At 66.9% G+C, this 12,908-nt stretch carries 7 protein-coding genes; all 7 read right to left on the minus strand.

The window, feature by feature from the left end; translation table 11 throughout:
* Positions 1-6 precede the first annotated feature (6 nt).
* Positions 7-1,560 carry an acyl-CoA carboxylase subunit beta gene (locus tag ACWEFV_RS20115; RefSeq protein ID WP_135459427.1) on the minus strand — a complete coding sequence of 518 codons (1,554 nt, stop codon included), beginning with the start codon at positions 1,558-1,560 and terminating at the stop codon, positions 7-9.
* Complete coding sequence (gene pks13, locus ACWEFV_RS20120; protein ID WP_450071441.1) at positions 1,557-6,962, minus strand: polyketide synthase Pks13; 5,406 nt, start codon at positions 6,960-6,962, stop codon at positions 1,557-1,559. The genes ACWEFV_RS20115 and pks13 overlap by 4 nt, the downstream gene beginning before the upstream one ends.
* Before the next feature lie 62 nt (positions 6,963-7,024).
* Complete coding sequence (gene fadD32, locus ACWEFV_RS20125) at positions 7,025-8,914, minus strand: long-chain-fatty-acid--AMP ligase FadD32 (RefSeq protein WP_135459428.1); 1,890 nt, start codon at positions 8,912-8,914, stop codon at positions 7,025-7,027.
* 254 nt (positions 8,915-9,168) lie between these two features.
* Positions 9,169-10,182, minus strand: coding sequence for a carboxylesterase Culp6 (gene culp6 / locus ACWEFV_RS20130; protein WP_450071442.1), 1,014 nt, complete (start codon positions 10,180-10,182; stop codon positions 9,169-9,171).
* Between the two features lie 42 nt (positions 10,183-10,224).
* A complete protein-coding gene (locus ACWEFV_RS20135) occupies positions 10,225-10,674 on the minus strand; it encodes a hypothetical protein (RefSeq protein WP_450071443.1) in 450 nt (149 codons plus the stop codon).
* Between the two features lie 64 nt (positions 10,675-10,738).
* Entirely contained in the window at positions 10,739-11,650 is a 912-nt protein-coding gene (locus ACWEFV_RS20140) for an alpha/beta hydrolase-fold protein (RefSeq protein ID WP_450071444.1), read from the minus strand.
* Positions 11,651-11,806: 156 nt separating this feature from the next.
* A complete protein-coding gene (locus tag ACWEFV_RS20145) occupies positions 11,807-12,802 on the minus strand; it encodes an esterase family protein (RefSeq protein ID WP_135459432.1) in 996 nt (331 codons plus the stop codon).
* Positions 12,803-12,908 lie beyond the last annotated feature (106 nt).

Consider the following 12,908-nt stretch of genomic DNA (forward strand, 5'->3'; position numbering starts at 1 on the left):
TGACGATCAGATCGGGGTCAGACCGTGCTTACGCTGGACCTTGGGCATGTTCTGCTTGTCCCGCAGCAGGTGCAGGGACTTACGCAGGAGCAGCCGGGTCTCGTGCGGCTGGATCACGCCGTCGATGTAACCGCGCTCGGCCGCGATCCACGGCGTGGCCAGGTTGAGGTTGTAGCCCTCGATGAAGTCGGCGCGGATCTTCTGCACCTCAGGCGCGGTCGGATCCGGGAACCGCTTCACCAACAGCTGCGCCGCACCCTCGGCACCGATCACCGCGATACGCGCAGTCGGCCAGGCGAAGTTCAGGTCGGCCGACAGCTGCTTGGAACCCATCACCGCATACCCGCCGCCGTAGGCCTTGCGGACGATGATGGTCACCTTCGGCACATCGGCCTCGACGATCGCGTTGAAGAACCGGCCGCCGCGCTTGATGATCCCCTTCTCCTCCTCGGCGAAGCCCGGCATGGCGCCGGGGGTGTCCACGACGAAAACCAAAGGCAGGTTGAAGGAGTCGCAGAACCGGATGAAGCTGGCGGCCTTGTCGGAGGCATCGGTGTCCACCACGCCGGACAGGTGCATGGGCTGATTGGCGATCACACCGACCGGGCGACCGTCCACCCGGGCGAACGCGGTGATCATGGCCGGGCCACGCTGCTCAGCGATCTCGAAGATGTCACCGTCGTCGAAGATCCGCAGCAGGATCTCGTGCATGTCGTAGGACGTGTTGTCGGCATCCGGGACGATCGCGTCCAACTCCAGATCGTGCGGGGTGATCTCGGGTTCCAGACCCGGATTCACGATCGGCGCGTCGTCGAAATGGTTGGCGGGCAGGAACGAAAGGTAGTCGCGGACGTACTGGAACGCCGCCGCCTCGTCCTCGACAACCTTGTGGATGTTGCCGCGCTGGGCCTGTACGTCGGCGCCGCCGAGTTCGTCGAACGTCACGTCCTCGCCGGTGACGTCCTTGATCACGTCCGGTCCGGTGATGAACATGTAGCCCTGATCGCGCACCGCCACCAGCAGATCGGTCTGGATCGGCGAGTACACCGCGCCGCCGGCGCATTTACCCAGGATGATCGAGATCTCCGGCACCAGGCCGCGCAGCATTTCGTGTCTGCGGCCCAGCTCGGCGTACCAGGCCAGCGAGGTCACCGCGTCCTGGATGCGGGCGCCGGCCGAGTCGTTGATACCGATGATCGGGCAGCCGACCATGGCCACCCACTCCATCAGCTTGGCCACCTTGCGGCCGAACATCTCACCGACCGAACCCTGGAACACCGTCTGGTCGTGGCTGAACACACCGACCGGGCGGCCGTTGATGGTCCCGTGGCCGGTGACGACGCCGTCGCCGTAGAGCGCGTTGGGGTCACCCGGAGTGCGCGCCAACGCACCGATCTCGAGGAAGCTGCCCGGATCGACCAGGGCGTGAATCCTGGCCCGTGCGGACGGAATTCCCTTCTTGTCCCGGCGGGCCTTGGCCTTCTCGTCGCCCGGATCGGCAGCCTGTTGCAGCTTCTCGCGGAGCTCGGCAAGCAGTTCAGCCGTGGTCTTGTTGGTCACTTGCTCTCGCTCTCCGCTTCGATACGGTTGATCGCCTCGCTCATGTGAGCACCGACTTTGGCAATGTACGGCTCGTCGATGGCCTGGATGTGCTCGCCCCCGATGGGCACCACCTCGAGATCCTTGACGTACTCCCCCCAGCCGCCGTCGGGCTTGCGGGTCGCGTACGCGGGCTCGAAGACGATGGCGTCATCGTGGTAGCGGTCGGCCAGGTACAGCGTGACGTGGCCGTCGTAGGACTGAACCTCGATGGTGGCCAGGGCACGCTGATCCAGATACGACGTGCGCTGATGCTCGATGATCCCGCCCGGGATCTGCACACCGCTGTCCTTGATCGCGTCCAGAACGAACTTCACCTGGCCCTCGTCGTCGAGCTGCTCCAGCTCCTCGTACGGGATCGCCGGGATCTCGACATTGAACGTGCGCTGGGCGAACAGGGCGTAGCGATCCCAACGGGCCCGCATACCCTCCTTGCTCTGGTCGATCGGCTCGCCCGGAAGCGCGAGGTCGATCAGCCCGACGAACCGGACATCGGCACCTGCCTGCTTCAGGCCGATCGCGCACGCGTAGGCCAGCGCCCCGCCCAGCGACCAGCCGGCCAGGATGAACGGCCCCTTGTGCATCTCCAGCAGCTTGGGCACGTACTCGGCGGCACGCTCCTCGATCGCGCCCTCGACGCGCTCGATGCCGTACACCGGGGTGTCGGCCGGAAGCCGCTTCATCAACGGCTCGTAGACGACGGTCGATCCGCCGGCCGGGTGGAACACGAACAGCGGCACGTGCGAGGTGCCCTCTTTGCCCGGTCGCAGAGTGCGGACGAATCCGTCGACAACACCTTCTTCGAGCTGATCACGCACGATCGTCGACAGCTCTTCGATGGTCTTCGCCGAGCGCACCTGCTCGACCGTCACTGTGCCCTCGGCACGCTCGGAGAGCCGCTCGGACAGCTTCGTCGCGGTCTCGACATCGACGAAGGGCAGCTCGTTGAAGATGCCGACCGGCGACTTGCCGGTGACGATCGCCCACGTGGCGAAGGTGACGCGCTCAGCTGCGTCACGCGGGGGCACGTCGGCGCCCAGCGCCTCGGTGACCGCTTCCTGGGTGAGCACCTTGGCCGCGGCCGCGGCCGCGGTGGCCTTGCTCGGTCCGGACGGATCCGACGGCGGAGCCGGGATCGACGGGCCCGACGGGTCGCTCGGCGGGGCCGGAATGTCCAGTGCGGGTGCGGCTTCGGCAGCTTCAGCGCTGTCGTCGGAGTCCGTCTCCGCCAACGGGTGTCCGGCCTCGGCCAGCTTGGCCTCGAGCTCGGCGACCGTGGAGGCGCCGCCCAGGAGTTCGGACTGCTCGGCGGCGATCTCGTCGGCCGTCTTGCCCTTCTGGGATTCGGCGATCTGATCGACCTCGTCGCGGTGCTCGATCGCGTACTTGATGAGCTCCTCGACGTTGTACAGGTTGGCGTCGCGCACCGCGGTCAGCTGGATCGGCGGCAGGTCGAAGTCGTACTCGACCCGGTTCTTGATCCGCACCGCCATCAGGGAATCCAGGCCCAGCTCGATCAGCGGCACCTCCCACGGCAGGTCCTCGGGCTCATAGCCCATGGCACCGCCGACGATGGTGCCGAGTCGCTGTGCGATGGTCTCGCCCGAATCCGGTGACCACTTGGCAAAGCCCGCACCGAGATTGGCGCCCTTGGTCAGGTTGTCGGACAGAATCGCCGCATCGTCCTCGACCTCGGGCTCAGCCACCACTTCTGGGGTAGCCGAAACCTGCTCGGCGACAACACCGGCGCCCACGGCGGTCGGCAGCGCTGCCGCGGCGCCGCCACGGGTCACGATCGCGTCGTAGACCAACGTGAACGATTCGTCGATGCGCGCGTGCACCTGCACCGAGGCGCCGCCCGGGTGCCGGGTCAGCGTGGTGACCAGGCGCGAGCCCTCGGCGGGCACCGCACGCTGCTCGGAAGCGGTCAGCTTGGCGTCCGGAAGCACCTGCGCGGCAGCCGCTTTCACCAGTGCGGCGAGGTCGGCGGTGCCCTTCGACACGAACTCCCAGACGTGCTTGCCGTCGGGTGTCGCGACGTGGTTGCCGGGCATCACTGCCGAGCTGTCCGCGGTGAACTGTGCGTCCAGCCAGTGCTGCTTGCGCTTGAACCGGGTGGGCGGGATGTTGGCGAAGTCCAGGGCACCGGCCAAACCGGTGGACTTGCGCGGGAACAGGGTCCGGAAGTCCAGCTCATGGCCGTGCACGAACAGGTGGGCCATGGCGGTGACCATCGACTCGACCTCGTCCTGCTTACGGGCCAGGGTCGCCACCAACTGCGCGTCGTGCAAGCCGGCCGATGCGGTGGTCAGCCCAACCTGCATGAGGGCCACCGGGTTCGGCGCCAGCTCAAGGAACGTGGTGTGACCGTTGTCCACCGCGTTGCGGATGCTGTGGGTGAAGTAGACGCTGTGCCGCAGGCCCTTCTTCCAGTAGTCCACGTCGTGGATCGGCTCGGCGCCGGCCCGGATGAACTTGCCCTCGTGCACGGTCGAGAAGTAGCCCGTGGTCAGCGGATGCGGTTCGATGCCTTGGATTTCGGCGGAAAGCTCACCGAGCAGCGGGTCCATCTGCTGGGTGTGGCTGGCGCCCTTGGTCTGGAGCTTGCGGGCGAACTTGCCCTCCGATTCGGCCCGGGCGATGATCGCGTCGATCTGCTCCGGCGGGCCGCCGATGACGGTCTGGGTCGGGGCGGCGTAGACACACACCTCCAGGCCCGGGTAATCGGCGAAGACGGTCTTGATCTCGTCAGCCGAGTACTCGACGAGCGCCATCAGCCGGATGTACTCGCCGAACAGCATCGCCTCGCCCTCACCCATCAGGTGCGCGCGCGAGCAGATGGTCCGGGTGGCGTCGGCCAGTGACAGGCCGCCCGCGAAGTACGCGGCGGCCGCTTCACCGAGCGACTGTCCCACCACCGCACCGGGTTTCGCTCCGTGAGCCTTGAGGAACTCACCGAGCGCGATCTGGAGGGCGAAGATCACCGTCTGGACCACTTCGATGGGGTATTCGCAGGTCTCATTGGTGTAGTCGATCGCGTCATCGAGAATCAGCTCGACGATCGAGTACCCGCGCTCATCCTGGATGTGAGCGTCGACCTTGTTGATCCACTCGGCGAAGACCGGCTCCCGCAGGTACAGGCTCTTGCCCATCTTGCGGTGCTGCGCACCGAAACCGGCGAGCACCCACACCGGCCCGTTGGTCACCGGGCCGTCGGCCGAGATCACAGTCGGATGCTGCTTGCCCTCGGCGATCGCCCGTAGGCCCTTGATCGCCTCGTCGTGGTCATGGGCCAGCACCACGGCGCGGGAACGGCCGTGGCTGCGGCGTGACAGCGAGCGCCCGATGGACTCGAGCGACGACGCGCGGCCTTCTTCGCTGTCGATCCAGTCCGCCAGCTCAGCCGCGGCGACCTTCTTGCGTGAGCTCAGGAACGCCGAAACAGCAAGCGGGACAACCTTCTTGGTGGGCTCGGCAGCTTCCGCCGCCGCCAGCTCCGCACGGGCCGCATCCAGCAGGCGCAGCGCCTCGTCGGTCAGGCCGGGCAGCTCATGGGTCACCTCGTCGTAGGCCGGGTATTCGTCGACCTCGGGCTCATCGTGGATGAACTCGCCGTACTCGTCCATCCGCACGCCACCGACGTGCACGGCGTTTGCGTCATCAGCAGCCGACTTGTCCTCTTCCGCTTCGGGTTCCGCCTGCGGCTCGACCAGATCCGACGGCAGCACCTCGCGCAGCACCAGGTGGGCGTTGGCTCCACCGAAGCCGAAGCCCGAGACACCGGTGATGGCATGTCCGCTGTAGCGCGGCCACTCCGAGACGGTGTCGTTGACCTTGAGGTGTTCCTTGTCGAAGTCGATGTACGGGTTGGGGCCCGCGTAGTTGATCGACGGGGGCAGCTTGTCGTGCTGCAGTGAGAGGGTCATCTTCGCCAGGCTGGCCGCACCGGCAGCCGACTCCAGGTGCCCCACATTGGATTTCACGGCACCCAGCAGGGCGGGCTTGTCGGCGTCGCGACCGCGGCCGACCACCCGGCCCAGTGCGTCGGCCTCGATCGGGTCACCCAGGATGGTGCCGGTGCCGTGCGCCTCGATGTAGTCGACGTCGCGCGGGTTGATCCCGGCGTCCTTGTAGGCCTTGCGCAGCACGTCTTCCTGCGCGTCCGGGTTCGGCGCGAGCATGCCGTTGGACCGGCCGTCATGGTTGACCGCGCTGCCGGCGATCACGGCGAGGATGGTGTCTCCGTCGCGGCGGGCATCGGAAACCCGCTTGAACACCAGCATGCCGCCGCCCTCGGAGCGGGCATATCCGTTGGCATCGGAGGAGAACGACTTGATCCGGCCGTCCGGGGCCAGCACTCCGCCGACCTCGTCGAAACCGATCGTGACGATCGGGGTGATCATGGCGTTGACCCCGCCGACGATGGCCACGTCGGCCTCGCCGGAGCGCAGCGCCTGCACACCCTGGTGCGCAGCGACCAGCGAGCTGGAGCAGGCGGTGTCGACCGATACCGACGGTCCGCGGAAATCGTAGAAGTAGGACACCCGGTTGGCGATGATCGAGGTCGCGGTACCGGTGATCGCGTAGGGGTGCGCGGCCGTGGGGTCCATCAGGGCGAGGAACTGGTAGTCGTTGTTGGAACTACCCACGTACACAGCCACATTGGTACCGCGCAGGCTCGACGCCGGGATGCGGGCATGCTCGAGGGCCTGCCAGGTCAGTTCGAGCGCCATCCGCTGCTGCGGATCGATGTTGTCGGCCTCCATCTTCGACAGCGCGAAGAACTCGGAGTCGAAACCCTTGATATCCGAGAGATAGCCGCCGCGAATGCTGGCCTTGCCGACGCGTTCGGCGATCCGCGGCTCGGCGAGGAATTCCTCCCAGCGGCCCTCGGGCAGGTCCGTGATGGCGTCGCGGCCTTCCAGCAGCGCCTCCCACATCTCCTCAGGGGAATTCATGTCCCCCGGGAAGCGGGTGGCGACGCCGACAATCGCGATGTCCTCGACATCGGCGTCGCGCGACCAGTCCGCGTCATCGGTGTTCTCGGGCTCGGGCTCGCCCTCGATGATCACGGTGGCCAGCGACTCGATGGTCGGGTGCCGGAAGAGCACCGTGGCCGTCAGGGTGACGCCGGTGAGGTCCTCGATGTCGCTGGCCATGGCCACCGCGTCGCGCGAGGACAGGCCCAGCTCGATCAGCGGCGTGGTCTCGTCGATCGCGTCGGCCGACTGACTCGTGGCGGTGGCCACCGCCTTGCGCAGCCACTCACGCATCTCCGCGACGGTCAGGTCGGGGCGCGACGCCGGTGCCCCGGCGGGCTCGGTGCCCTCTGGAAGATTCGAATTGCTTTGTGTTTCATCCATATTCAGGTCACCTTGCATCAGAACGGGCTGGTCGGCCACGTGTCGTTGGCTTAGAGGTTCGGTTAGTCCGTCTCGTCGGGGAACGCGTTCGCGATCTTCCCGGTGCGCAGGCTGCCGTCCAGATATGCGGAGCGGCAGGCCCGGCGGCCGATCTTGCCGCTGGAGGTACGCGGGATGGCGCCCGCCGCGGTCAGCAGCACGTCGCGCACGGTGACGCCGTGGCGCACGGCGATCGCCGCGCGGATGTCGTCGGTGATCGGGCCGACTTCGAGCTTGTGAGAGCCGGGCGCCCGCTCGGCGACGATGACCAGCTGCTCGGAGCTGTCGTCGGCGTCACGGTGCAGCCCCGCGTGCGCGTTCTCGAACACCTCGTCGGGCAGCTGGTTGGCCGGCACCGAGAAGGCCGCGACATACCCGGTGCGCAGCGCCTTGCTGGCCTCCTGCGCCGAGTACTCCAGGTCCTGCGGGTAGTGGTTGCGGCCGTCGATGATCACCAGATCCTTCACGCGGCCGGTGATGTAGAGGTCACCGTCGTAGAAGGCACCGAAATCGCCGGTGCGGACCCAGGTGGCGTCGTCTTCAGCACCCTCGGCGTGTGACGGGCTGGTCCGCGATTTGAGGGTGTTCTGGAAAACCTCGATCGATTCTTCGGGCTTGCCCCAATACCCGGTGCCCATGTTCTGGCCGCTCATCCAGATCTCGCCGACCTGTCCGTCGGGCAGCTCCGTCGCGCTCTCGGCGTCCACGATGACGGCCCACTCCGAGACGCCGACCCTGCCGGCCGATGCCTGGGCAACCGCCTTGATCGAATCGCCGTCCACCTCGACGATGCGGCCGCTGTTGAGCTCGTCGCGGTCGACGGAGATGATCTTCGGCTCTTCGGCGGCCGGTGTGGTCGACACCATCAACGTTGCCTCGGCCAGACCGTAGGACGGTTTGATGGCCTTGGCCGGGAAGCCGAACGGGCTGAACGCCTCGTTGAACCGGCGCACCGTGGCCGCCGAGATCGGCTCGCTGCCGTTGAGCACAGCCTTCACATTGGACAAGTCGAGCGGCGCGCCATCCTTGGGGACACCGCGGGCCGCGGCGTGGTCGAACGCGAAGTTCGGGGCCACCGAGATGACACCGCCGGTGTCGCCTTCCTTGCGGGCCATCTCCCGGATCCAGCGCTCGGGCCGGCGCACGAAGGCGGCCGGGGTCATGAAGGTGAAGTAGTGGCCGATCATCGGGGCGATCAGCCCGGTGACCAGACCCATGTCGTGGAAGAACGGCAGCCAGGACAGGCCGCGATCGCCCTCCTCACCTTCGAGCGCCTCGACGATCTGCACCACGTTGGTGGCCATGTTCAGGTGGGTGATCTGCACACCGGTCGGGATCCGGGTCGATCCGGAGGTGTACTGGAGGTAGGCGATGGTGCTCTCGTCGACGTCCTTGAAGTGGACCCAGGTGGCGGCGACGTCATCGGGCACGGCGTCGACGGCGATGACCCGGGGACGCTGGTTGGCCGGCCGGCTGCGGAAGAACTTGCGGACGCCCTCGGCGGCATCGGTGGTGGTCAGGATCGCCGACGGGTGGCAGTCGTCCAGCACCGCATGTAGGCGGCCGACGTGTCCGGGCTCGGACGGGTCGAACAGCGGCACCGCGACGCGGCCGGCGTAGAGCGCGCCGAAGAAGGCGACGAGGTAGTCGAGATTCTGCGGGCACAGAATGGCGACGCGGTCACCGGGCTGGGTGACCTGCTGAAGCCGGGCGGCCACTGCCTTGTTCCGGGCGCTGAACTGGGCCCAGGTCAGGTCGCGGGCGACGCCGTCACGTTCGGTCGAGAAGTCCAGGAAGCGGTATGCCAGCTTGTCAGCACGAACCCTGGCCCAACGCTCGACGTGCTCGACGATGCTGGCGCCGTCAGGGAACTTGATCTGACCGTCCTTGATGAACGGATTGATGAACGGCATATAACTCTCCTGTCAGAGCGGTACTCGTCGCGTTGGCGCACGTCACTGGCGGTGCGTCGCAGCCACTCGGCGGCCGGTACGTACCCAAACCCGGACGATCGTACCGGGCTGCCGATCCGCGCCCACGAATCAGCTGACGGCTCTATCAAACCCACTACTCACGCGCGATGCTCTTATTTTTCTCTTAATGTTAAGGGACCGTGATGGTCCCGACCAAATCCGCCGCGCGAGTCGTGACCCGGGCGTGTTCGGTGTCAACCGTGCTTGGGGTGCGGCGCGTTGTCCACCATGTCTTTGGCCCAGCTCAGCGTCCACTGTGTGGCGGTCTGCCCGTTTTCCACCCAGAACTGCGGGGTGTTGTACAGGGCATGCACCGGCCCGGCCGCACTGCCGGTCAGTGTCTCCAGGGTCTTGGGCAGGTTGAAGATCGAGAACGCCTCCTCAGGCGCCGAGCAGATCAGATCGCCCTTGCCGCAGATCTGGTTGGTCCGGTTGTTCAGCGCACCGAATCCGCCCTGCCGCGGGCCCGTCATCGTCAGGCCCATCTCGGACAGCACCGGCAGTTCGTGCAGCGTGATCTCGGCACCCTGCCCCGGCGGATTGGGGCCGACGTCCTGCCCGACGCCGAGTTCACGGCGGCCGTCGGCGATCAGCGTCACACCCAGCACGAGGTCCTCGTCGACCGGGCCGCGGCCGTTGCCGATGTCGCTGGCCAGGTCACCGCCGATCACCGCGCCCTGCGAAAAGCCGGCGATCACGTAGCTGGTCAGCGGGCAGCGGTCGTTCATATCCGTCATCACCTTGACCGCGGTGCGCTTTCCCTCCGCCCGGCTGTCGTTGTACGACATCTGCTTGTCGGCGGAGAACGGGTTATGGAACTGCGCGGTGTAGGGAACCGTGTAGACCTCGAGGCGGTCCGTCCCGAACTGCTCGGCCATCGGCCGGCTCACGTTGCTCATGAGCGACAGCGGGAACTGCGTCGGGTTGAACGGGTCGTCCTGCGGCGAGGACTCCCAGGTGCCTGGAATCGAGACCAGCATCACGTCGGGGCAGTCGGCGGACTGGAACTCCGGGCGCGGCTTACGCGTCGCCGACGGACCCGGCACCCCGGCCGGGGGCTGGGCTGACGGCGGCACCGACGGGGTTTCGGGACGCCGCATGTAGATCACGACCATCGTCACCACGAGCACCACGACGAGAGCCATCACCGCGGCAGCGATCAGGGCCAGGATGCGGTGACGCTTCCGGCGGCTGGCATTTTTGGCCATGGGTTACTGGGGCTCCTCGCGTGCGGTGCGGTGATCTGCTTCTCAGCAGAGATGTTCGGTGGCGGTTCGGATGTAGTCGGTGGCGGCGGTGTCGATCTCGCCAGGTGTCGGGCTTTCCTGACCGGAATGGGCCGCCCGGACATCGCTGCGCACCAGCGGCAGGACGAATTCTCGCACTGCCTGGTCATCCTGCTTGGCGGCGCGGCCCTGGCACACGTACGACCCGATCGACAACGCCAGCAGCTCACTGGACGGGGTGATCCCGGCGGCCTTGAGCTCGTCGAGGTAGGTGCGCTGCTGCGAAGTGACGGCCAGATCACCGCTGCGGTGTGGGAGAGGCTGCGCAGACACCGCCTGCGGCTGCGCGCCGTTGATCTGTGAGGTGGGCAGAGCCAGCGGCGCCATGATGTCACCGCCCGCATCGCATGCCGTGAGCAACGACGCAGCGGACACCGCTACCACCAGGGCGGCCGACCGTACCGAGTGCTGCACGCTTCCACCGTACCGGCTGGTGAAAAGTGTCCCGGCGCAGCTGATTCGCAGTTCCAGCGACCTTCTACTTGATGGTCGCGACCAGTTCGCCCGACATCTGCGCCAGCTGCGGGGCCCAGCTGCCCCAGTCGTGCTGGCCGCCGGCGGGCATGTCGAAGTGCCCGTTGCTGCCGCCGACGGAACGGTAATGCTGGTAGAACGACCGGTTGCTGCCCTGCGCCAGATCGCAGACCCCGATCATCGCGGCCGGATCGCTGCATGTCAGCGCGGCCGGGCTGTACACCCACAACCGGGTGTTGGCGTCGGCCAGCAATTGCACGTGAACGTCGGGGTCATGCCACTTCCAGCGGCCGAGCTGTGGGGCTCCCCACATCCCGTAGCTGTCCACGCCGCCGAACTTCGCCATCCCGTCGGTGATCGCACCGTTGACGGTGGTAGCCGAGGGGGTCAGGAAACCCGAGAGCGATCCGGCGAAGCGGAACCGGTCGGGGTGGAATGCGGCCAGCGTCACCGCCGCGGTACCGCCCTGCGAGGCGCCGACGATCCCGTGCCCGTTCGGGGCCAGACCCTTGTTGGCGGCCAGCCAGTCCGGCAGCTCGGCGGACAGGAAGGTCTCCCACTGCTTGCTGCCGTCCTGCTCCCAGTTGGTGTAGAGGCTCCAGGCTCCGCCGGCCGGGGCCGCCACCGAGATGCCGCGGCCGGCCAGAGTCGACATCGCATGGCCGGCGTTGACCCAGTTGCTCACGTCAGGGGCCGCGTTGAACGCGTCGAGCAGGAACACCGCGTGCGGCCCGCCACCCTGGAATGCCACCGGGATGTCGCGGCCCATCGCGGCCGACGGGACCATCAGGTATTCGACACCGTCAGCCCGGGCCGGGGCACTCGTCGTCGCCGACACGGCCCAGAGGGCAGTACCGAGCACTGGGGCCAACAGGGCCAGCAGCATCGCCCGCATCAGACTCAACGCACGTCTCATCATCAACCTCTCATGCTGCCGGTCGTTCGAAAGTGCCCCCGCACACGTAACCCGCGTTGTAGTGAACCACATCGCAACCACAGCAGGGGCCCAGAAACGGCTGACGGCGGCGATCCGTGAGGATCGCCGCCGTCGTCCGTATATCTATCCGGCCGCTCAGGCGGTCGGGGTGGCACCCAGGACGCGCTGCAGGTCAGGCTTCATGGCCTGCAGCTGCTGGCCCCAGTAGGCCCAGTTGTGCGTACCGCTCTGCGGGAAGTTGAACACGGCGTTCTTGCCACCGGCCGCGATGTACTTCTCCTGGAAGGTGGAGTTCGTCCGGCAGACGAAGCCCTCGAGGAACTTCGCGGGCATGTCGGCGCCGCCCAGCTCGCCCGGCTTGCCGTTACCGCAGTACACCCAGAGACGGGTGCCGTTGTTGGCCAGGGTCGCGACGTTCTCCGTCGGGTCGTTGGCCTTCCAGGCGTTGTTCGGGTCGCCCGTCGAACCCCACATGTCATCGGCCTTGTAGCCACCGGCGTCACCCATCGAGACACCGATCAGCATCGGCCACCAGCCCTCAGACGGGTTCAACGTGCCCGACAGCGAGGACGCGTAGATGAACTGATCCGGGTGGCGAGCCGACAGCATGAGCGCCGACGAACCGGCCATCGACAGACCGACCACAGCACTGCCGGTCGACTTCACGTCCTTGTTGGCCGCCAGGTACGCCGGGAGCTCCTGGGTCAGGAAGGTCTCCCACTTGTAGGTCTTGCAGCCGCCGTCCTTGCTGCCACACGCCGGCTTGTACCAGTCGGTGTAGAAGCTGGACTGGCCACCGACCGGCATGACAACCGAGATGCCCGAGTTCAGGAACCACTCGAACGTCGGGAGTTCGATGTCCCACCCGTTCTGGTCTTCGCGAGCGCGCATACCGTCGAGCAGGTACAGCGCAGGTGCACCCGCTCCACCGCTCTGGAACTCGACCTTGATGTCACGCCCCATCGCTGCCGACGGAACTTCGAGGTACTCGACCGGTAGGCCAGGTCGAGACCAGGCTCCGGCGGTCGCCGAGCCGCCCACGACGCCAACCAGGCCAGGCAGCACGGCCGCTGCCGCTGCCGCGACCGTCAGCCGGCGCGACAAGCCGCGCATCTTCCCAACGAACTTCATACCGCTCCCTATCTGAATCTCTTCTTCGTATTCCGCACATCGATGTCAGGACCGACGTAAGCGGCTCACGTGCCCGTGTAGTCAACCACACGAATGCGTGATGCTT

It is taken from the genome of Mycobacterium sp. NPDC004974, assembly GCF_053600815.1.

Excerpts from the sequence above, each read along its gene's own strand:
- fadD32 (WP_135459428.1), bottom strand. The coding sequence starts at position 8,914 with ATGCCGTTCATCAATCCGTTCATCAAGGACGGTCAGATCAAGTTCCCT.
- ACWEFV_RS20140 (WP_450071444.1), bottom strand. The coding sequence starts at position 11,650 with ATGAGACGTGCGTTGAGTCTGATGCGGGCGATGCTGCTGGCCCTGTTG.
- ACWEFV_RS20145 (WP_135459432.1), bottom strand. The coding sequence starts at position 12,802 with ATGAAGTTCGTTGGGAAGATGCGCGGCTTGTCGCGCCGGCTGACGGTC.
- culp6 (WP_450071442.1), bottom strand. The coding sequence starts at position 10,182 with ATGGCCAAAAATGCCAGCCGCCGGAAGCGTCACCGCATCCTGGCCCTG.
- pks13 (WP_450071441.1), bottom strand. The coding sequence starts at position 6,962 with ATGGATGAAACACAAAGCAATTCGAATCTTCCAGAGGGCACCGAGCCC.